The sequence below is a fragment of the Shewanella sp. SM95 genome (assembly GCF_025653595.1).
Lineage (GTDB): Bacteria > Pseudomonadota > Gammaproteobacteria > Enterobacterales > Shewanellaceae > Shewanella > Shewanella oncorhynchi.
On record NZ_JAKKSE010000001.1, the window covers coordinates 216,119 to 236,962 of the forward strand.

Annotated in this window: 25 protein-coding genes; 10 read left to right on the forward strand and 15 right to left on the reverse strand. The window is 42.6% G+C overall.

All coding sequences use genetic code 11. From position 1 onward, the window contains the following. Positions 1-19: 19 nt before the first annotated feature. Positions 20-1,033, forward strand: a complete 1,014-nt coding sequence (gene hemH, locus L5M29_RS01005; RefSeq protein ID WP_219251296.1) for a ferrochelatase — start codon at positions 20-22, stop codon at positions 1,031-1,033. Between the two features lie 87 nt (positions 1,034-1,120). On the opposite strand, the gene ruvX is transcribed toward hemH, so the two are convergent. The 4 genes from ruvX to L5M29_RS01025 all read right to left on the reverse strand — a co-directional run bounded on the left by ruvX (position 1,121) and on the right by L5M29_RS01025 (position 3,030). Continuing rightward, positions 1,121-1,546: a Holliday junction resolvase RuvX gene (gene ruvX, locus L5M29_RS01010; protein WP_028761279.1), complete on the reverse strand. Its 426-nt coding sequence runs from the start codon at positions 1,544-1,546 to the stop codon at positions 1,121-1,123. Positions 1,547-1,575: 29 nt separating this feature from the next. Beyond that, positions 1,576-2,139, reverse strand: a complete 564-nt coding sequence (locus tag L5M29_RS01015) for a YqgE/AlgH family protein (RefSeq protein ID WP_173243658.1) — start codon at positions 2,137-2,139, stop codon at positions 1,576-1,578. 66 nt (positions 2,140-2,205) lie between these two features. Continuing rightward, positions 2,206-2,535 (reverse strand): stress response translation initiation inhibitor YciH, encoded by a 330-nt coding sequence (gene yciH / locus L5M29_RS01020; RefSeq protein WP_263165733.1) that lies wholly within the window; start codon positions 2,533-2,535, stop codon positions 2,206-2,208. Positions 2,536-2,712: 177 nt separating this feature from the next. Beyond that, on the reverse strand, positions 2,713-3,030 hold the full coding sequence (locus L5M29_RS01025) for a hypothetical protein (RefSeq protein ID WP_105253083.1): 318 nt from the start codon (positions 3,028-3,030) through the stop codon (positions 2,713-2,715). 180 nt (positions 3,031-3,210) lie between these two features. Between L5M29_RS01025 and L5M29_RS01030 the strand changes: the two genes are divergently transcribed. Together L5M29_RS01030 and L5M29_RS01035 are read left to right on the forward strand one after the other, a co-directional pair. After that, positions 3,211-3,771 (forward strand): DUF4136 domain-containing protein, encoded by a 561-nt coding sequence (locus L5M29_RS01030; protein ID WP_263165734.1) that lies wholly within the window; start codon positions 3,211-3,213, stop codon positions 3,769-3,771. A gap of 361 nt (positions 3,772-4,132) precedes the next feature. Further along, positions 4,133-4,774: a trimeric intracellular cation channel family protein gene (locus L5M29_RS01035; RefSeq protein WP_028761275.1), complete on the forward strand. Its 642-nt coding sequence runs from the start codon at positions 4,133-4,135 to the stop codon at positions 4,772-4,774. Positions 4,775-4,849: 75 nt separating this feature from the next. On the opposite strand, the gene tpx is transcribed toward L5M29_RS01035, so the two are convergent. The 3 genes from tpx to L5M29_RS01050 form a co-directional block, all read right to left on the reverse strand. After that, positions 4,850-5,443: a thiol peroxidase gene (gene tpx / locus L5M29_RS01040; protein ID WP_263165736.1), complete on the reverse strand. Its 594-nt coding sequence runs from the start codon at positions 5,441-5,443 to the stop codon at positions 4,850-4,852. 123 nt (positions 5,444-5,566) lie between these two features. After that, positions 5,567-6,394, reverse strand: a complete 828-nt coding sequence (locus tag L5M29_RS01045) for a mechanosensitive ion channel family protein (RefSeq protein WP_028761273.1) — start codon at positions 6,392-6,394, stop codon at positions 5,567-5,569. Positions 6,395-6,426: 32 nt separating this feature from the next. Next, a complete protein-coding gene (locus L5M29_RS01050; protein ID WP_219233944.1) occupies positions 6,427-7,017 on the reverse strand; it encodes an OmpA family protein in 591 nt (196 codons plus the stop codon). Positions 7,018-7,360: 343 nt separating this feature from the next. Between L5M29_RS01050 and ltaE the strand changes: the two genes are divergently transcribed. Together ltaE and L5M29_RS01060 are read left to right on the forward strand one after the other, a co-directional pair. Beyond that, entirely contained in the window at positions 7,361-8,374 is a 1,014-nt protein-coding gene (gene ltaE / locus L5M29_RS01055) for a low-specificity L-threonine aldolase (RefSeq protein WP_263148737.1), read from the forward strand. Positions 8,375-8,568: 194 nt separating this feature from the next. Then, entirely contained in the window at positions 8,569-10,044 is a 1,476-nt protein-coding gene (locus tag L5M29_RS01060) for an HDOD domain-containing protein (RefSeq protein ID WP_263165739.1), read from the forward strand. Between the two features lie 98 nt (positions 10,045-10,142). Here L5M29_RS01060 and L5M29_RS01065 read toward each other — a convergent pair whose 3' ends face one another. The 6 genes from L5M29_RS01065 to L5M29_RS01090 all read right to left on the reverse strand — a co-directional run bounded on the left by L5M29_RS01065 (position 10,143) and on the right by L5M29_RS01090 (position 16,241). Then, on the reverse strand, positions 10,143-10,691 hold the full coding sequence (locus tag L5M29_RS01065; RefSeq protein ID WP_105251882.1) for a nuclear transport factor 2 family protein: 549 nt from the start codon (positions 10,689-10,691) through the stop codon (positions 10,143-10,145). 23 nt (positions 10,692-10,714) lie between these two features. Beyond that, entirely contained in the window at positions 10,715-11,539 is an 825-nt protein-coding gene (locus tag L5M29_RS01070) for a zinc-dependent peptidase (protein ID WP_263165742.1), read from the reverse strand. 109 nt (positions 11,540-11,648) lie between these two features. Further along, the gene (locus L5M29_RS01075) at positions 11,649-13,388 is read right to left on the reverse strand and encodes a GGDEF domain-containing protein (protein ID WP_263165744.1); all 1,740 of its coding nucleotides are present in this window, start codon (positions 13,386-13,388) and stop codon (positions 11,649-11,651) included. Beyond that, positions 13,375-14,778, reverse strand: coding sequence for an ABC transporter substrate-binding protein (locus L5M29_RS01080; RefSeq protein WP_263166089.1), 1,404 nt, complete (start codon positions 14,776-14,778; stop codon positions 13,375-13,377). The genes L5M29_RS01075 and L5M29_RS01080 overlap by 14 nt, the downstream gene beginning before the upstream one ends. 250 nt (positions 14,779-15,028) lie before the next feature. Further along, positions 15,029-15,475: a CopG family transcriptional regulator gene (locus L5M29_RS01085; RefSeq protein ID WP_263165745.1), complete on the reverse strand. Its 447-nt coding sequence runs from the start codon at positions 15,473-15,475 to the stop codon at positions 15,029-15,031. Further along, positions 15,435-16,241, reverse strand: a complete 807-nt coding sequence (locus L5M29_RS01090; protein ID WP_263165746.1) for a division plane positioning ATPase MipZ — start codon at positions 16,239-16,241, stop codon at positions 15,435-15,437. The genes L5M29_RS01085 and L5M29_RS01090 overlap by 41 nt, the downstream gene beginning before the upstream one ends. A gap of 526 nt (positions 16,242-16,767) precedes the next feature. Here L5M29_RS01090 and L5M29_RS01095 point away from each other — a divergent pair. From L5M29_RS01095 to L5M29_RS01115, 5 genes are all read left to right on the forward strand, one after another. After that, on the forward strand, positions 16,768-17,238 hold the full coding sequence (locus tag L5M29_RS01095) for a GNAT family N-acetyltransferase (RefSeq protein WP_105251887.1): 471 nt from the start codon (positions 16,768-16,770) through the stop codon (positions 17,236-17,238). A 152-nt stretch (positions 17,239-17,390) separates the two neighbouring features. Beyond that, positions 17,391-17,600 (forward strand): DUF3820 family protein, encoded by a 210-nt coding sequence (locus L5M29_RS01100; protein ID WP_006082494.1) that lies wholly within the window; start codon positions 17,391-17,393, stop codon positions 17,598-17,600. A gap of 125 nt (positions 17,601-17,725) precedes the next feature. Then, positions 17,726-18,028 (forward strand): hypothetical protein, encoded by a 303-nt coding sequence (locus tag L5M29_RS01105; protein ID WP_006082493.1) that lies wholly within the window; start codon positions 17,726-17,728, stop codon positions 18,026-18,028. Between the two features lie 186 nt (positions 18,029-18,214). Then, positions 18,215-18,736, forward strand: coding sequence for a GNAT family N-acetyltransferase (locus L5M29_RS01110; protein ID WP_219250966.1), 522 nt, complete (start codon positions 18,215-18,217; stop codon positions 18,734-18,736). 166 nt (positions 18,737-18,902) lie between these two features. Beyond that, on the forward strand, positions 18,903-19,427 hold the full coding sequence (locus L5M29_RS01115) for a GNAT family N-acetyltransferase (RefSeq protein ID WP_263165748.1): 525 nt from the start codon (positions 18,903-18,905) through the stop codon (positions 19,425-19,427). Positions 19,428-19,676: 249 nt separating this feature from the next. On the opposite strand, the gene L5M29_RS01120 is transcribed toward L5M29_RS01115, so the two are convergent. Both L5M29_RS01120 and L5M29_RS01125 read right to left on the reverse strand, forming a co-directional pair. Next, a complete protein-coding gene (locus L5M29_RS01120; RefSeq protein ID WP_263165749.1) occupies positions 19,677-20,387 on the reverse strand; it encodes a pirin family protein in 711 nt (236 codons plus the stop codon). 13 nt (positions 20,388-20,400) lie between these two features. Beyond that, the gene (locus tag L5M29_RS01125; protein ID WP_263148742.1) at positions 20,401-20,844 is read right to left on the reverse strand and encodes a DoxX family protein; all 444 of its coding nucleotides are present in this window, start codon (positions 20,842-20,844) and stop codon (positions 20,401-20,403) included.

Genomic DNA, 20,844 nt, shown 5'->3' on the forward strand with positions numbered 1-20,844 from the left:
TATTAATTAAGAGGCTGTTTTGGCTAAATTTTCAGGCTTATCCAAAGAAGTTGGACACGGGCAGCGCGGCAAAGTAGGCGTGTTGTTGTTGAATTTAGGTACTCCAGATGAACCCACAGCATCTGCTGTTAGACGTTATCTTGCAGAGTTTTTAGCGGATCCACGAGTCGTCGAGATCCCTAAGCTAGTGTGGATGTTGATTTTACACGGGATCATTTTGCGGGTACGGCCAGCAAAATCGGCAGCGTTATACCAAAAGGTATGGACTGCGGCAGGTTCTCCGTTGATGGACATTAGTTTGCGTCAAACCGCAAAGTTAGCGGATAAGCTTAAAGCCGATAACTATGATGTTTCTGTGCATTTAGCAATGCGTTACGGTAATCCGTCGGTTGCTAGCACCTTGCAGAATATGCATCAAAATGGCATAGATAAAATCGTGGTGTTACCTCTGTATCCCCAATATGCGGCCCCAACCACAGGTTCTGCATTTGATGCGATTGCTGCTGAGTTGTCCAAGTGGCGCTATATTCCAGCACTGCATTTTATTAATACTTATCATGACAATGCTGACTTTATTAACGCGTTAGCTAATTCGATCACGGCTGATTTTGAAGCCCATGGTAAACCGCAAAAATTGGTGTTGTCTTACCATGGTATGCCTGAGCGTAATTTGCATTTAGGCGATCCTTATTACTGCTTCTGTATGAAAACGACTCGACTTGTCACCGAAAAGCTTGGGTTAGGTAAAGATGAGTTTGTCATGACTTTCCAATCGCGTTTCGGTAAAGCCAAATGGCTACAACCTTATACCGATGCGACTTTGAAAGCGTTGCCGCAACAAGGCGTGCGTGATATTGCTATCGTCTGCCCAGCTTTTAGCGCTGATTGTTTAGAAACGCTGGAAGAAATTGTTGGTGAGAATGGTCATCTCTTTGCCGAGGCGGGTGGTGAGAAGTTCCGTTACATCGCTGCACTAAACGATGATGATGCACACATTACTATGATGGCCAACTTAGTGAAGCCACATTTTTGATCCGGTAATTTATCGGGTTAAACATCAAACTAAAAGGATAAGGCAACTTATCCTTTTATTTTTGTTGTGGTTTTATTTATTGTGGCATTACTTGCTGAAGTTATTTTCGAAGTAGCTTTCGATGATAAGGACTGCAGACACCGCATCGACTTGACCTTTGGTCAGAGCCTTAAACCCACCCAATTCGAATAATCTGGCCTTAGCATCAGTGGTAGTTAATCGCTCATCTTGAGTGGCTATTTTGACTTTGAACTTAGCATTGATGCGATTAGCAAATTTACGCGCCCTGTGGGTCATATCTTGCTCTGTGCCATCCATGTTTAAGGGCAGGCCAACGACGACTAAGTCAGGTTGCCACTCTTTGATTAAGTCGCCTATCTGATCCCAATTTGGGATACCATCGACGGCCTTGAGTGATAATAACGGTGTGGCGCTGGCAGTGATCTCTTGGCCTATAGCCACACCAATGCTCTTAGTGCCAAAATCAAAGCCTAATACGGTTTTCGAATTCATAGTGTGCGGACTTATATTAATAAATAGGCTTAAGCGTGACCCGCTTGAGCTGAAACTTGCCAAGCATCAAATCCGAGAGCACGGCTGGCCTGTGGCCAACGGTCTTCGTGTTTAATGTCAAACAAGAGCGCATTCGTTGCTGGAATTGTGAGCCAAGAATTATCGGCAAGCTCTTGTTCGAGCTGATCTTTACTCCACCCAGCATAACCTAAGGCGACGAGAAACTTCTCGGGCGATCTGTTGCTTCCAATCGCGGTTAACACATCACGGGAAGTGGTTAGCATTAAACCACAACCCAGATCTGTGCTATTGGCCCAATAGGGCTGAGAGGTATGCAGCACAAAGCCGCGATCTTGGGAGACGGGGCCGCCCATCATGACATTGGCATTGAGCACTAAATCCGCGGAGACTTGCTCTGCCGGCAAATCCATTTGTTCTAATAGCGAATTAACTTCGATACCGAGCGGTTTATTGATCACCAGCCCCATGGCGCCTTTGGCATCATGTTCACAGATATAAATGACTGAGCGTTCAAAAAACGTACCGTGTAGTGAGGGCATAGCAATTAAGAAATGGTTCTGCAAACTCTCCATTAAACTACTCCGTTTGATGTGGCTAAGTTGATCTAGCTTGCTGCTATATTGCTAAGTCGGGCGAGATTAACCGCCAGCTAATTTAACTTTGTAGTTTTGTTTCTCAAGTAATAGCTTTAATTGCTCGCGGTTGTCTGTTTGGACCTCAATAGTGAAATCTTTAACCGTACCACCACAACCACATTGTTTCTTAAGGGTTTGTGCCATTGCTTTTAACGCTGCTTCATCGAGACCTAACCCAGAGATAATCGAAACGCCTTTACCTTTGCGGCCTTTACTGTCTCTATGGATCCTGACTATGCCATCGGATTCCGGAATCGCTTTAGTGATGGGCTCTGCATTTATACGGCCTTTATCGGTACTGTATACTAAGGATACATTAGGATCTGCTTTCATTGGTTTCATTCATTGATATTAGAAGGTGACTTATACCCGTTGAGTTTATCAAATTTGCAGGGGTTCTGGGAGGTAAAAAAAGACCACTTGAGGATTCTCCTTAAGTGGCCAATACAAAATGCTAACTCTTTGCAGGGAAGTAAGCATATTTTTGAAAAGTAAGCTTAAAGCTCAGGATTAATTCATTCGCATGAATACCATGGCTATCAGCGCCACAGCGGTGAGTAATGCACTGGGCATAATAAATTTATGTAACTTAGGTAACGCAATTAAGCAGGCTGTTGTAACAAAACCAAATGCAGCGACTGTGGCATAGTTAGTGCCATTAGCAATGGTATCAATAACCAACCAGCCAAGCACTAGGAGGGGTAATATCAGTAAACTAGTAGGCAAATGACGTTTTATTTTTGCGTTATTCGCCTCGAGAGAAATTTTTTCTGGTGCAAGGAAAAAAATGGCAGATGCAACCATAAACGCGCTAATAAACCAGTACATTTCAACACCCCCTTTAAATCTTAATTGATAATCATTATCATCTTTGATTTTGCTGAAGTCAAGCTGAATGAGATGCTGCTTTTTAATCAATTGAGTTGTAGATTAGGCTATTGCTCTGTAAGCTAAATTCATATCTCTGATACTTGTCTTTGTTCGGGTCGAACATCTGAGGAAATTAAGATGAAAAATATTTTTGTAGCATTAGCTGTGTTGGCACTCAGTGCCTGTAGTTCGATGAAGTCAGGTTGGGATTTTGATCCTAGCGCAAATTTTACCCAATATAAAACCTATGCTTGGGTTGCTCAGAAAACGGATTCTGCCGGATATCATCTAGATGGCTTGATGGATCAACGGGTCAGAGAAGCGGTGAATAGCCAGTTAGCGAGTAAGGGGATGACATTAGTTGATGTAAAAGATGCTGATGTACTTGTTAATTATCTGACCAAAGTTGATAAGAAGATTAATGTTGATACCTTCAATAGTAATTTTGGCTACAACCCATACTATGGTCCAGGATGGGGTTGGGGCGGCAATATGCAGACCCAAACCACAGTAAGAGAATATGAAGTTGGCACCCTGATTATTGATTTGGTTGATAATAAAACCACTAAACTGATCTGGCGTGGTTCTGTTGCCGATACCATTCGCGACAAAAATACCCCAGAAGAAAGAGTACAGATCATCAATCAAGCAGTGGGCAGTGTAATGGCAAATTATCCACCTAAGCCTGACACTAAGTAGTTCTGATTCAGTTTGAATGAACATTAAGCGGCCTAAGGGCCGCTTTTTTGTGGTTGATTTTTATGCTTTTTGTCTACGGTATTAGATGATCTGCAGTTATTTATCATCTGATTGGATTTACGTTATTAATACTTATTAAAAATTCTATTTTCATAGATGACAATGTGAAAGTAACATTTTTATAACTGACTATTTTGTATAATATTTATCCTATAACATTAATAATGTAATAGGAGTCTGCATCAGATTATTAATAAGATGATGAATTAATTTTTCTAATGATGAATTCAAAATAAAATCATTATAGAACTGAGAGGTTATCAGGCAGAATCAATTTTTTGAGTTGTTGGTAGTAACAAAGATGCATGAGACGCAGATTATTGGATTACTTTGGCTGATTGGGATTATTGCCGAGGCGATGACGGGCGCTCTGGCGGCTGGCCGCAAGCAGATGGATTTGTTTGGTGTGGTGATCATTGGCTGCGCAACGGCAATTGGTGGCGGCACACTAAGGGATATGATGCTCGGAAATTACCCCTTAATTTGGGTTGAGCATGTGCATTACCTTATTGCGATTGCATTCGCTTCTTTGCTCACTGTCGCTATCGCCCCTGTGATGCGTTATCTGTCTAAGTTATTTTTGGCTATTGATGCCTTAGGCTTAGCCGTATTCTCCATCGTGGGCGCACAAAAGACGCTAATGCTAGGATTTAGCCCAACAATAGCCGTAGTCATGGGATTGGTCACTGGTGTCTTTGGTGGCGTTATCCGCGATATTCTGTGTAACCAAGTGCCTTTGATTTTTAAAAAAGAACTCTATGCGGTGATTTCACTACTGACGGCAGGCTTGTATATCGTCTTAAAAGCTTATCAGTTAACGGAATGGATTAATTTGGTTATTTGTTTAAGCGTTGGTTTTAGCTTACGGATGTTGGCGCTGCGATATCATTGGTCTATGCCGACCTTTGACTACCAATCCAGTGGCGATCAACATACACATTAAATCGTAAAACCAAATCGTAGAAATAGAATCGTTAAACAAAAGGGCAGCTAAGGCTGCCCTGTTTTTAGCGGTAAATTACTGCTGGGCTTGAAGGGTTTTCAGCGCTTCAAGTGCGGCATCATAGTTAGGATGCTCTGTGATGTTTGGTACTAACTCTTGGTATTGGAGCTTACCTTCTGCATCTATGATGAAAATGGCTCTAGCCAGCAAGCCATAATCTTGAATTAACAAACCATACTTTTCACCAAAATCACGCCACACGCTATCTGATAGCACTTTGATTTTATCTACGTTTTCCACTTTACAGAAACGCTTCTGTGCGAAGGGTAAATCGGTACTGATCGTTAGCATGATGACGTCATCGGAAAAATGGCCAACTTCGCTGTTGAAGCGCTTCGTCTGCAGTGCGCAAACACCTGTATCTAGGCTTGGCACGGTACTTATCAGTACAGTTTTACCCTTAAAATCACTTAGCATCACTGGCGTGAAATGCTCATCAACGACTTTAAAACCCGGCGCCATTTGCGACAATTTTGGTCTTTTCCCTTCTAAGGTGACTGTTTTTTCACCCATTAAAACCTGTGTTTTCTCACTGGCGAGTGTATTGGGGCTCATCAGAACTAGGCTATAAATACAGCTTGCGGCTAAAAATGAAACATATTTTTGCATTGGATTTCCTCACACATGAATATCTGTGCCTTCGCTAATATCTGTCCATTAAGGTACGCTAAAATGATGCGTAGAACCATAAAAAAAGGCCGGTAATTACCGACCTTTTTTATCCACTAATTGTTATTTGCTTAGCGGTAATTCTTTGACATGGATATCCATTTGTGGGAATGGAATGCCTATATCTGCAGCGTCTAATGCATTTTTTATTTGCTCAAGCAGTTGGAAACGTGCAGTCCAATAATCAGATGTTTTTACCCAAGGACGAACCACGAAATTGATTGAAGAGCTAGCCAATTCAGAAAGTCCAACTGTATATGCTGGATCTTTTAACACATACTGGTTGTTATCTAAAATATCGGTCAATACTTTTTTAGTGAGTGCGATATCGGCGGAATAAGATACACCAATCACTAAATCGATACGACGACTATCCATTGCTGAGTAGTTAGTGATAGTGCCATTCATGATAGATGAGTTTGGCGCTACGATAACTTTATTATCAGGAGTGCGAAGCTTGGTTGAGAATATGGTTATTTCATCAACAGTGCCGGCGATACCTGCAGCTTCAATATAGTCACCTACGCGGCAAGGGCGGAATAACACCATTAACACACCCGATGCAAAATTAGACAGAGAACCTTGTAGCGCTAAGCCTATTGCTAAACCTGCAGCACCGATAACGGCTACCAGTGATGCGGTTTGTACGCCAATTTGGCCTAACGTAGCAATAACCGCGAAAACAAATACCACTGCCCAAGCGAGGTTTGCGACAAATGAAACGACTGTCGGATCAACTTTACGGCTGTTAAGTAATTTACGAACAAGCTTCTGTGCTACGCCCGCAAAGTATTTACCAACAAAGAAGATGATAATGGCGAATAATGTTTTTAAGCCATAAGTCACAATCAGATCTGGTGCTTGTTTTAATAAACCTTCGAGGTTTTCCATTGAATAACTCCCTAAATATACGCTAACAAAAACTATTTATTATTGACGATAAATTCTACTCGTCGATTTAAACTGCGCCCTTCGCTAGAACGGTTGTCCGCTACAGGTTCAGATATACCTTTACCCATTACGGTAAAGCGATTTGGATTAAAGCCATAATCTTCAACCAAAATACGTTTTACATTTTGAGCCCGTTGAAGTGATAGTTGATAATTAAACTCTGGTGTACCAACGATATCTGTGTGGCCTACTAAGGTTAATTCAGCATCATTTGTTTCTAAGAATGCTTTTACTAAGGCTAAAGTTTTCCATTGAGAAAAGTCAACCTCGGCAATGGCAAATTCAAAATACACCATAGCTGCAGAAATATTATGACAATCTGTGTTTAACTCAGCATTTGAATGACTCATATCGCAAACTGGTGATGCAGTCATTTCCACAGCGGCTTCTTCCACACAACCATTAGCCATAACAGGTGTATTTGGCTCTGTGTTAGGACAGGCATCTTTGATATCTGGCACTCCATCTCGGTCAGTGTCAGACCAAGCAAATACCTGTGATGTTAGGCTTAAACTTAATAGCAAAAGCGCTAGCTGAATCCATCGAGATTGGGAGTTTTTCACTACAAATCACCTATTGAACGATAAGTATTAGTCAAAATTACTAAAGCGATCGCATTGTTGTAGCATGACCATCTTAGTGTGGCATTCTAACGAGTAAGACTCTTTTCGCCAAGCTAAACGCGTACAAGCGTCCATACATCGACAGATAGATATCGGCAAGATCTTGAGTATATTTATGTTTTTATTAGTAGATGTCAGTATGTCGATACTTGTTTCAAGTATATGCGAGGTTCTACATCGGTAAATTTGTCGACAAGTATGACGATAAACTATACAAAATAAGCCTTTAGCGCTAGAGTCTTGAGCCCATTATGCGCCAACCAAACTTTAAGTTGAGGACAAGATGATAGATTTACGCAGTGATACTGTTACCCAGCCAACAGCAGCCATGCGGTTAGCCATGTCCAGAGCCGAAGTGGGTGATGATGTTTACGGTGATGACCCTACGGTAAATAGTTTGCAGGATATGGCTGCGGAGATGTTTGGCTTTGAAAGTGCATTATTTACCTGTTCGGGTACTCAAGCAAATTTATTGGCTTTGATGGCCCATTGTGATCGTGGTGATGAGTACCTGTGCGGTCAGCAGGCTCACAATTATAAGTTCGAGGGCGGCGGCGCTGCTGTCCTAGGCAGCATTCAACCTCAACCTTTAATTAATCAATTAGATGGCACTATTGCATTAGCTGACATTGAAGCCGCAATTAAGCCTGATGATATCCATTTTGCTCGTACTCGTTTGCTTAGTTTAGAGAATACGATTGGCGGTAAGGTTCTCCCGCAAAGCTATTTGGCGGACGCGCAGGCATTAGCCTTTAATCGCGGATTAAAAATTCATTTAGATGGTGCGCGAGTTGCCAATGCTGCGGTTGCGCAGAATATTGCAATAAGTGATATCACGGCGCACTTTGATTCAGTGTCGATTTGTTTATCCAAAGGATTATGTGCGCCAGTCGGCTCATTACTCTTAGGTGATGAACGCTTGATTAAGAAAGCCATTCGTTGGCGTAAAATGCTTGGTGGTGGCATGCGTCAAGCTGGGATACTTGCCGCTGCGGGTAAGCTTGCTTTAACTGAGCAAGTACAACGGCTTAGTGAAGATCATGACAATGCAGCGTACTTAGCTCGGCAGTTGGCAGAATTCAGTGAGTTCGACGTCAATTTAGCCGCAGTACAAACTAATATGTTATTTGTTACATTAGCATCCCATATTGATGCGAACTTATTGGCTAAACACTGTCGAGCGGAAGGCATCCTGATAAGCCCAGGGCGTACGCTTCGGCTTGTGACTCATAAAGATGTCAGCCGTCAGGACATAGATAAAGTGTTGCGTGTTGTTAAGCAGTACCTCAAAGCCTAAGTGTGGATTGATTTTCAGTTTTACTGAAATGCCCGAGCTTTGTCTTGGGCATTTTTATCGGCAGATATTGCTTAATGTTGAATTATTAAGCAATTAATGAATGATTTGCTAAAACAAGCTTTAGACAACAGGCGAAATGTTTGCGTTTATCTATACTAAAAACAACAAGATTATATCGCTAAGGTAACTTTAGGTTGAAGCCTAATAACAATACTAATAAAGGGGTCGATTATTGGACAAATCGGATCAGTGAATTGGAAATGCCAGCACTGTGTTCGACGGTTAAATCGCTAGAAAAGCTCGCCAAGGATGACGTTTCCTCTCTCGCATTACTCGGGCGTAGCGTGATGCACGATAACGCCTTAACCTCTCGTATTCTTCGAGTTGCTAATAGCGCTATTTACCATAAAGGTAGTAGCCAAATCTCTACTGTCAGCCGAGCGGCTATAGTGCTTGGTTTCGATGCAGTGCGAAATATCTGTATCACAGCCAAGTTACTCTCAAGCTTGTTAGAGAGTAAAAATTTGGCACCTAACGTATATCAAAGATTAATAAAGTTGATGGCTAAAGCATTTCAAGCCGCCATGATTGCACGGATGATGTTGAGCCATTATGACGAAGAAATGCAGGAGGAAGCTTTTATAGCCTCTTTACTGTATCACATAGGTGAGAGCGCTTTTTGGAGTATTGGTGGTGAGTTCACCGAAGAGTTAGATCTAAAACTACGTGAATGTGCAACGCCAGCAGAGGAACGAAGTATAACCCGCGAAGCCCTCGGCACTTCTTTTTCACTATTAACTCAAAGTATTGCTCGCAATTGGGGATTGGGAGAACTGTTGGTCCATGCAGTTAATAATCCTGAAGACCAAAGACCTGAAATTCGGTCTATTTTTATTGCGGATAAGCTCTGCGATATTTTATCTCAGCCTAATCTTGATAAGCAGGAATTAGGGAAACGTATCACGCAAGCGGCGAGTTTTACTGGACTAGAAGAAAATGAGTTTATGGTGCGGATGCAACGCTGCGCGAATGCGACCCATAAGTTAGCTGAAGTATATGGTGCTAAGGTGTTGCTAGACTATCTACCTGATCCTAAGCGTATGGTCACAGTTAAACCTGTTCCACTTCCCATTTCATTAGATATGCCTGTCTATCAAGTTAACTTGAATATTCAGTTAGCTAAGCTACGAGAATTAACAGGCTTCGCCATTAATAAAGCCGATTTTAACCAAATCATGCAAACGGTTCTCGAAGGTATACTTGAGGGCGTTGGCGTTGACCGGTGTGGCGTGCTGTTATTGTCACCAAGCCGTAAACAACTTCAACCTAGAGTGATATTAGGTCGTGATGCAGATGCCATTAAGCAAGAGTTTATTATCGATTTGAGCGATAGGCGGGGATTATTTTACCAAGCGATGGAGCATAAGTTACCGCTTTGGGTAGATGATCCTAGCTCTAAGAAATGGCAAGAGCAGTGTAAAGAATTACAAGCGCAACATGTGTCACGTCAAGGCTTTTTATTAGCACCATTATTAGTCGATAGTAAAGTGATCGGGTTTTATTATGCGGATAGGGGCCCTTCGGAAAGGGCATTTGAAGACGTGGATTTTCAAAGTTTCATCCACTTCTCCCAATTAGCTAATGTGTGTTTTACTGTGTCCCTGAGATAGCGATATAACTTAAGTGATTACTTTTTTAAGCGATTTAATTTCAAGCTGTATTCTTTCGAAATTGCACTCTTTCAAACCGTATTTTGGGGAGTGCTGCGCTATTGTTTGTTTGCGGCTTTAATCTCGGCAGTTATTTGCTTAGCTACCTCATTAGGAATGGGAAAGCTTAAATGGTATTGCGCTATTTCCCAGTTGCCATTGGTTTTGATTAAAGTGCCAGTTCCTCGACTGACGCCATAGGCTGGACTATTTAATAACTCGTCAAACAATATGACATTACCGTGTTGGATTAAATGACGCTCAGTTAAATCATAGCGCCAACCTTTTGTGGGGCGGGAGTAACGTTCAAATTCCGCCATTCCCCAGCGCTCACTCGCATCCGTGCCAATAAAAATGCCGTCTTTTCGGTACAGGGCAAAGTATTTATCCCAATTGGCATCGCTTGAATATTGGTTGAGTAAATCTAATACGTGAGCCGCAGCTTGTTGATCAGGATTCGAAGTCGTTTGAGCGCTTTGTGTTGGCGAGTCCTGTGCCTGTACGCTTACATTAAGGCCGCCAAGCATTAACGCGCTGAGCAGTAACCCCAAGGTAGCGCGATTAATATTGGAACCTTTAACTGAGAATGCATGAGTGTCTTTGAGCATTTGCGTGCCTCTACTTTTATGGGTTAATGCCAGTTTATCGGATCGAGTTGATAAAAGCGGCTTAGTTCCCGATACAAGTCTGGGTGTTGTTGGTAAAAATCCTCTGGTTTCTCAAAAAAGACTTCGGTGATGACGGCAAAAAACTCAGCGGGATTAGTTGCACCATAATAATTAAATAATGAGGGTGTGCCAAAATTTGCACAGTGTTGTAATTGGGTAAATTCCCTACTTAGCACTTCAGACCAAGTGCTGTAGTCGGCAAAATGCTGCAGAATGGGTGCGCCATTGGCTTGGCCATCTTCTTGATCGAGCTGATGGGCAAACTCATGGATTACGACATTATTACCATCATGGGGATCGGCGGCGCCGTCTAAAGTATTTCTCCATGAGAGCACAACTTTACCGTATTCCCATGATTCCCCTGCCAGCACATTGCGTTGTTCCCACACGATACCGCTAGTGTCTTTATGTTGATTATTGACGATAAAGGCATCGGGATAGACCAAAATCTGTTTCAGTTTGGGGTAAAAGTCGGTTTTACGATTGAGTAGCAGTAGACAGGCTTGGGCCGCGATTGTGACTCTTACTTCATCCGTGATCTCAAAATTATCGCAGCCGATAAAGACTTTTTCATCGATGAAAATTTGGATATGCCGTTTGAGTTGCAGTTGTAGATCTGCGGGTAGAGCATGGAAGTAAGGCAGTCTTTTTTTGAGAATGCTGCGCCATTCTTTTGGAAAAGGTTTCATCGTGACTCGTCGACGATGTAAGGTCCTGCGCCAACGACTCGACAGTAGCCAGGTAATTGCGCCAATTCCTAGGATAAGCGTGATAACAATAGCGAGCATACTTCCCTGACTTTATCCTGATTAACTTAGTATTAGCTAATGGGGGTGAAGTCAGCGTAACTCAATCCTCTGGTGAAAAAAGAAACTGAACAGTCGCCGCATTTTATGGTTAGGAATAGCGAACTGGCTGGTTTAGTCGTGTCTCTGTACGATTACGACCTGTTAGTTTGGCGTGATAGAGAGCCTCATCAGCTTGATTAATTAAGCTATTCGTATCCATAGGTTGTGATCGCTCCCAGCAAGTAATACCAGCGCTGATGGTCAGTATGCCGTCATGGGGGGAGTCTTCATGTGGTATACTTAAGTTGATGATTTTATTGCGTAATACTTCAGCAAAATGATATACCTCCTCGAGATTGCTCGATGGCAGTACTATCATGAACTCCTCTCCGCCATAGCGGGCAAGCATGTAAGTGGGTTGTTTCAAGATCGATTTGGTGGCATTAACGATTTTCTTAAGACATTGATCGCCTGCGACATGACCATACCTGTCGTTAAATTGTTTAAAATTATCAATATCAAACAGAATTATACCTAGGGGCATGTTGTGGTCCCTTGCATACTCTAATTCTTTTTGGAGTTGTAAATCTAAATAGCGGCGATTATAGCAGCCAGTTAATCCGTCGGTTTCGGCCATGCCTTTAACCTGAGCTGCATAGCTTTTTAATGTCTCTAAGGAGCTCACCATTTGCTGGAGCTCTAAGTTATCAGTGACAGGCATTCTGGCGTCGAGTTTTTCATTGGCAATGGCATTCATTGCATCTCGAGTCGCCATGACAGGCTTGATGATTCCCTTAGTGATAAAGTGCCAACTGGTGAGCCAGATGAAGAAGCAATATAAGATGCCACTGCAGAAAATTAATACGATAAATGCGGTGCTATCGTTTTTAAGTTCGCGGCCTGTTTGCTGAATTTCATTTTCAACTTGGTTAACGAGATCCTGCGTATAGGTCGCAACGATTTGTGCGGCATCAGCTTGGTATTCTAAATGCGCATTGGCGATATGAGTGCTTCTAATTGCTTTGCGAGAAAGTTCAAAGAGGTTGTCTTCACCGACCATGGTCTGTTTTATTTGTGATAACAAATTAAAATATAAGTTTTTATCGCCACCGATACTATCAAGCATAGCCTCCATGCTTAACAGCAGTCGCATAGCATCTCTTTGGGTTTGGTTTAGTTCAACTAGATTGTCGATGATATTCACTTGAGTTAACTGGGTAAATAAGTGTTCTCCTAGATGACTAAATAAAGATAGCTGCTGATTTGTATTGATATTTAAAGCAATCTGGTCAACGTTTCTCAGCTTAAGCTGACGTTCAGAGTCCGTATTAATACGCTGAAATTGGGTTTGCATTTCATCGCTAAATCCCGACGCCATTGACGTTAAGTTGGCTTGAATATTGGAAGCCTGTGAATTGGCTTGTAAGGCAGTATCGGTTAACGTGTTGAGTAATGGCAGTTGTTGTAAGTAATACAGTTGAGTATCTAAGGCGTGATTTAATTCTTGCTTATTGACAGTAGAAGTTTCTATTGAGGCCAGTAGTCGTGAGTCATTGATGAGTAATTCCCATTGTGCAGAAAGTTCGTCTAATAGGCTAGTTCTTTGTTTTTCATCATAATAATTATTCAATCGTGCAGTAATGATTTGTAGTTTTTCACTGTTTTTTGCCAGTTGCAGCGCAGTGGTGACTTTTACCACATCGACCCCGACTAAGTGTTCAATTTCTGATTTGAGTTGCTGTGACAGTAGTATGGCGACAACACCATTTAATAGCGCCATGCCCACTATGATATAGAAGGCTGAGGTTATTTTTTGTTTCAAACTTTTCAGTGGTTTAGTGCTTGGCATTATTTTCTTTGTCAATAGCAGGTACCTCTCCATAGGTATTTTGGAGGTATTTTATCTCTGCACTTAATTTAATGAAAATATCTTCACTGTTAGCGGGTCTGCGGCTTGCGCTAAAACAGGCGTGGCTGAGTTCAGGGTAAATTTGTCCCATGGCAGTACTGGTGAAATGCCCAAAGGATAAGACCTTAGTAGACCAAAACATATTGGCTATGTGGCTTGCCTCAAATGCGCCAGCTATGCCTCTTAAAGATTCATCTTTAAATTCTGGGGCTGTTACTACATCCATACGACAGGGATTACCACCCCCCATAGCATAGGCATGTTGTGCCTCATAGGTGCCCATATATTTGAGCAGCCAATAGGCAGCTTGAGGGTTTTTGCTGTCGTAGCTAACGGCAAAGGCATAAGCGCCATTGTAGGGATAACCGCCAGGCACTTGGCTTACGGCTAGACGCGCGCCGAGAATGTTCTGTTCAACTTTAAAGGATTTATACCACAGATTATTGTAGGCAAAAGGCCACATTGCTGCTTGACCTGTTGCAATAGCATTAGCTGCTTCATTGAAAGCAAACTGCTCGTTAGCGGGAACGGCATAGGGCATTAATTCGCGATATTGCTTGGCCGCTTCAATGGCTTCATGGTTGATGGTAGGCACTTCAAAATGGGAGATCTGTTTCTGGCTGTTATAGACGGGCTGCATCCAAGTGCCACCTAAGCTCCAAATCATGCTAGAGAATTCATCGTTAATATGTGGCTTATCACCCGACATTAGCGCTAGACCGTAAAAGTCATGAGTCAGTATTTTATCCGCCAATGTAGTGCCTGCTTTACGAGTGAAGAACTGAGCTTGATCTCGTAACTCTGTTAAGGTTTTTGCTGGTGCGAGTGGATAGCCAAACTGACGCAGAAAGTGAGCTTTTTCAGTTTTATTATCAAAGAGATCTGCTCGATAATGATTCCCCATAACATAATTGTTATAGGGAATAGCATGGATTTCACCTTGATAGGACAAGATGTTAAGTAGCGATGGGTAATAGGGTTCTAGGTATTTCTCCATGGCCTTTTCGCCATCGGGATCGTAAAGTTTAGCGAGTTCAATTAAGGGCACTGTATAACCATTGGCAGCCCATTCTTTAGCCCAGCCCGCTTCCATTGTGAGTAAATCGTATTTGCCTGAACCTTGAAGTAAATTCTGGGTCTGTAAGTTAAACATATCCTCTAATTCAGTACTGACCACTTGCACTTTTACGCCGGTTTTTGCGGTGAATTTAGGTAACATTTCTTGGGTTAAATAGTCAGTCCAAAATCCTTTTTCAGCGACCAAAGTGATGGGGGTTTTGTTTGTTAGCGGCGGGATTTGTGCCAATGAAAATTCTGCGTAACAAGGCATCATTATCGCTGCGGTTAAACAAAGAAAAATAAATCTGATCCGGTTTAACAAAAATAATACCTTAATGTTACGTATTGACTCTGAGTTAATATCATTAATTCAGCATTATGTATATTTAAGGATAGGTGGGATCAGAACTTATGCCGCGATTTTATGATGGTTTTTATTGTGTTTTTTTACTTTTTGAGCAAAAAGCCGGTAACTCGATCTTAGCTAAGTTACCGGAAAAGGGTGGGAGTAGTGTGAATCGTTAACGGTTTTGGCGTTGTTGTTCTCGTAATTGCCTCAAAGCAATAGGTAGATCGAAGTGTTGTTCAATCAAGAGTCGGAGCAGCTTTGATTTGGATATACTGCTTTCTTCTGCCAGTGTAGCAAGATGGGTTATAGCCGCTTCACTGAGGGAAAATGTTGCTTTGCGATAGTGTGTTTTAGTTTCTACTTTTGCCGGGAATAATACGTCTATTTCTAGGCTTTGTTTGTGCAAGCTCAACACATTGGAATGGCTCCGCGCCATGTCAGTTGTGTCTGTGGTTTTTGTGACAGTTGCATCTGCTTTATGATCTAGATTGCTTTTTATCTTATTCAGACTTTGTCCCATTGCGTACAAGTTTGCCGCTTCAATAAACTCATCTAACGAAAGCGAGTGCTGTAAGCAGCTAGATGACATAGCGTTTTTCTTGAGATCGCTGAGTCCCATTTTGCCCCCTTCGTTGAGTAGTCGTGTGAGTGGATTGAGTTTGATGGGTCAAATGATGATGCATTTGACTCACCCCCTGAGCGTGTATCGCGGGATGTAGGAGATTGGCTAAGCTGGCAGCACAATCGACTTGGAATAGTTCGCAGGCGATAGTGCGAATTTCTTCGGCTGCTTTTCCTGTGGGCTCGATTTCAATTACCGATAATCCTGATTCTTCACTGTCATCATAAACATTGCGGCAATATGTTATCGCGTCAAGGACATGGATATCATAGGTTTTACAGACTTCTTTGGCCTCTAAAATTCGGTTAGCTTGATTGGGGAGACTTGGACATTGGGTGATCACAAAAGAAGCCTGTAACTTGGGATTAATCATCTTACACGTCGCGACGATATCGTCCATGTGACACACGGTTTTTAAATCGCGGCGCTTAGGTCTTAAGGGCATTAAAATGTAAGCGGCGACTGACATGGTTGCTCGTAGCGCTAGGTTATCTTGACCACCGCAGTCGACGAGAACGACATCATAGTGTTGCTCAAGACTGAGTAAGTCATTACGGATCTTACCGTAAAGTTGCACGCAATTGATGCTGGCAAGTTGCGGATTGTTGTTTCTTGCATGGATCCAGTCAGAGGTGGTGCGCTGGGGATCGCAGTCCACCATAATGACTGAGGCGCTACATTCTGTGGTTAGAAATACAGCTATATTTTGGGCCAAGCAACTTTTACCGCTGCCGCCTTTTTCTCCACCGATTAAGACTATCATGACGCATTCCTTAATTCTTTTGATGACCCTTGTGCAGCGAGTTGATGTGTTTGGAGCTATCCGCATTGATGTCCGAAATCGAATGTAAACCTAATGTTAATCTCGGTCAATTGGCTGATTTTTTGACGTTTTTTAATTAAATTGTCGTAGGCGTTTTTTTGTCAGTATTTGGTCATATGCCGTTAATTTGACAAAAAAGATAAGACGAGGAATTTATAAAAATGTTTTTTATCTTATTGGTTTTACATTGTTTTATCTGTTATCCGTCTGCTAAAAGGTTTGTTTGTGGTGATCGGTAACTGTGCATAGAATTTAGGGTGTAGTTTTTTATTTCTTCCTTGGTACAAATGTTAATTTTATATTTCTAAATGTTATTTAATGATCTGAGTAAATTATCAGCTTCTCAGTCGAAAGTGGTCTTGTTTGGTGAGGCACTTGTCATCAAACTGCCAAATGCTGGCTTTATCATCTCTATAGACTGACGTCTAAATCGCTTGAAATTTCAACCATGGAGAAGGGATGCCAAATGGATATCAAAACTATTATGCCTATTAAGTTTGAACTCGTTGAAACTGCACCGTTATTTCATGAACTACTTAATCTGCGGGCCACAGTTGGCCTCCCTTCTATTGGCGTTGAACTTGCGGATGTACAGGCATTGTTCTGGGTCTCTATTCGATTAAGTGACAAGACTGAATTGGAGCATGCCGGCGCTGGGGCCGCTAAGTCTAATCTATTGGCAACGGCGTGTGTTTATGGCAACAAGCCCGGGCATTTGATGATTGAAGATTTTATTGTCTTACCCGAATACCAATCCTATGGGCTAGCAAAGATAATACTTGAGCGGGTGATGGCCTTTGTTGATGACCATGCGAGTGCGGGAACTTGTGTCAGTATGACCGCCCATGGTGAGCATGAGCGCTTATGTAGTGAATATGGTTTTCAGTATGCTCCCTGCGCTAATTTAGGGCCTAATTTGTTAAAAATTATCGCTTGATATTCATGTGAGAATGCCTTTTAGGTGTTAGCTAGCGCGTATTTAAGCCCTTGGGTATATCGTCACTTTTGCGTGAGTTAACGGCGACATTCGTTCGCTTATGTTGTAGCATCCGTAGGATTATCGTGACGTTCTGTATGAGATAACAACCTATGGATCAGCAACTCCTTATTGATGCTGTTAATCAAAAAATGCCCTTTGGTAAGTACGCTGGACGTAAGTTGCTCGAACTACCCGAACCTTATCTGGTGTGGTTCCATAAGCAAGGTTTTCCTCAGGGGAAACTTGGTGAGCAATTAGCCCTAATGTACGAAATCAAACTTAATGGCTTAGAAGGCATGCTAAAACCGCTGTTGAAATGAGTTCCCTTCTTTTAAGAAAAATACTGCTTTTGCGATAAGTGTTGTATTTCGTGATAGAGATTAGCGATTTATTGTTTTTAGCATGCTTTAATGCAGCATATTAGCAAAACAAAAGGAACGCAGGCATGATGGCAAAATGGGTAAAATTAGCGGCAGTAGCGACTTTAGCGTTAGGCATGTCAAGTGCTTGGGCTCAGGGTGTCACCCACGAAGGTACTGTTGTTGATACGATGAACGGTGGCGGTTACACCTACGTACAGATTAAAGAAGCTGATACCACTTTTTGGGCCGCGGGTCCTCAAACTGAAGTGAGCAAAGGCGATAAAGTGGCTGTGGTTGAGCAAATGTGGATGAACGAATTCACCAGCAAAACCTTGAACCGCACCTTTGATAAACTGTTATTTGTTGGCCAAATCGATAAGAAATAGTCAGCAGTATCGAGTGCGCTAACCTGAGCGCCTCTGTAATTCAACGGCTTCGATACTTTCGAGGCCGTTTTTGTTTTTAGCGTTCAATGCCGCTAAATCTGAGTTTGTGACTATCTCGATGGGGACAAAGGCGGCAAAATAGCGGCTATTTTTCTAGCCGTTATTACTCAGCAGGGGATCACTCAAGTGATGGCGTTTGAACAGTTCGAGATCCAGCCTTATCAGTCATGTTATGCACGTGAAGTGAGTGAGTTATTTCACCTTTGCGTGCACAGCATTACCCATGTTCGTTATGCGCAGGCGCAGCTTATGGCTTGGTCTGCGGCGCCAAGATCGGCTAAACATTGGGATTTACGGTTACGTCGCTCGAAGGCGTGGGTGGTTTTAGCCATAGATGAAGCGACTGCTTCTTCTGTTTGTTGCGGTTTTATCAATGTCGAAACCCATTTCCCCCGTCAAGGTTACTTAGATAGCTTATATATACATCCAGATTATCAAGGTCAGGGATTAGGTGAGCGCGCTTATCTTGTTTTAGAAGCTTGGGCTAAGGCACAAGGCTATGTGCGCTTGAGCTTGGACGCATCTTATCTCTCTAAAGGCTTGTTTACTCGGATGGGATTTATTCAAATACAGCGCAGTTATCAGCAAAAACTTGGGCAAGTGATCCCCGGTTTCTATATGGAAAAGAATATAGGAAAGAATATTTAACGCGCGTTTACTATGGTTTCAGCTAGAAAGTGATGTAAGGTATTCCACAGTAAAACATTAGCTTAACGCCGTTTAGTGACACTATTTAACTAAATAAGCACTGTTTAGCTTAAATTAGAATTCGGTTAATCTAAGTCAATTAATGATTCAAGATGGAGGGCAGAGAATGAAGATTCGACTATTTACGCCATCGGATGTCTCGCAGTTGGCGGCAATCTTTGAGGCGAGTGTAATGCAAGGCTCTGGCGAGTTTTACTCGTTTGCCGAGCGCTCTGCTTGGGCTTATATCGAAGGTGAGATCCGCAGTGAGAACTATTGGCTTGAACGCTTACAGGGAACCACTATTTGGGTTGCCGAAACCGATAATATCCTGGTGGGTTTTATCAATCTTAAGATAGGCGCCGACAGCGATGTTGAAGCCGCTGCTGAAGTGGAATGTTTGTTTGTTCATCCAGAATATGCCCGTTCTGGGGTGGCTACCTCTTTGTATTTTGCGTTGTTTGAAGAAGTTAAAATCTTAGCGCTGAAACGATTAACGGTTGAAGCATCCTATCTCGCGCGGCCTTTTTTTGAGAAACAGGGATTTCGCAGTATTCGTCGTAATGAACATAAGCGTTTTTTGAATGCGGCGGATAAAGCACAGGGCCAAGCTCAAGTGTTGGTTAACTTCAGCATGACGCTCGCCCTCTAACTCAGCTTATCAAGGGCTGTTCTGGTAGCTAAACGAAGCCGTTAGCACTGCTTTATAACATCGCCATAGAAGCGCCAATAAAAAACACTGCCAAAGATGACTTGTGGCAGTGCTTCTAGGTGAGTGCTTATTAAGCTGGCATGTAATCACTTACTCAATCGTTTGCTTGGTAGTTTGCGAATAACCAATAACCAATAACTAATAAATAGTGAAGCCGCATTATTGAATCGCTTTGCTAAATCACTTGTATTATGCGTTAGGCGATAAATCGAACACTAATGCGATAACTGGGTCGCTTGTTGCAGTAAAGTCGACACTCGCGAGTTGTGTCAGATGTGCGCCGTCCCCAGCCGTGAGTGTTGTGCCATTGATATCCAACGTACCTTCAATCAATTGAACATACAGATGACGATTTGCTTGAGCGGCGTTTCTACTCATCGTTACTTTTTCGCCTTCACTCAACACTAAACGATATAGGGTCGCATCTTGTTGCACTTTGAGCGTGCCATTTTCACCGTTTGGTGTCACTACAGCCGTCAGTGGTGAGCTTTGCTCAAATGCTTTTTGCTGATAGCCCGCATCTATGCCTAAAGTATCTGGGCGGATCCAAATCTGTAAAAAGTGCAGTGGCTCGGTTTTAGAGGCATTAAACTCGCTGTGGTAAATGCCTTTACCTGCGGACATCAATTGAAACTCACCTGCGGGTAAGGTTTTGATATTGCCGAAGCTATCCTTGTGGGCGATAGTGCCGGATATCACGTAACTGATGATCTCCATGTCTTTATGACCATGGGTATCAAAACCTGCGCTGGGTGCCACTCTGTCATCGTTGATGACTCTTAGGGATGATATCCCCATGTGCTCTGGGTCATAGTAGCTAGAGAAAGAGAAGGTATGTTGACTCTTTAGCCAGCCTAAGTCTGCTTGACCGCGATCTTGTGCTTTTCTTAATGTGATCATCTTGCTTTCCCCTTTATTTGATGCGGTTAGCGAATACGTTATCGACAGCGAATTTGCCAGCACCTGATACCGTCAATGAGACTGTGGCTGCTAATAGGGCGAGACCAAATTCGTAACCGTTATTGGCAAGGAACAGACCGTTGCCTATATGTACCGAGAAAATCGCCACAACCATAGTGAATGACAAGACGAGGGCCGTTGGGCGAGTCAGCAGGCCGAGTAATAGGAATAGGCCGCCGAAGAATTCACTTGAACCTGCCATCAATGCCATTAAGTAACCTGGCGTCAAACCAATGGATGCCATCCATTGTCCAGTGCCTTCTAAGCCGTAACCGCCAAACCAGCCAAACAGTTTTTGTGAACCATGGGCGATTAAGATGATCCCGATAGGAATGCGCAGTGCCAGTGGGGCAAAACTCGGGGCTGATTTCAGTGTTTTTGTGATCAGTGCTTTCAT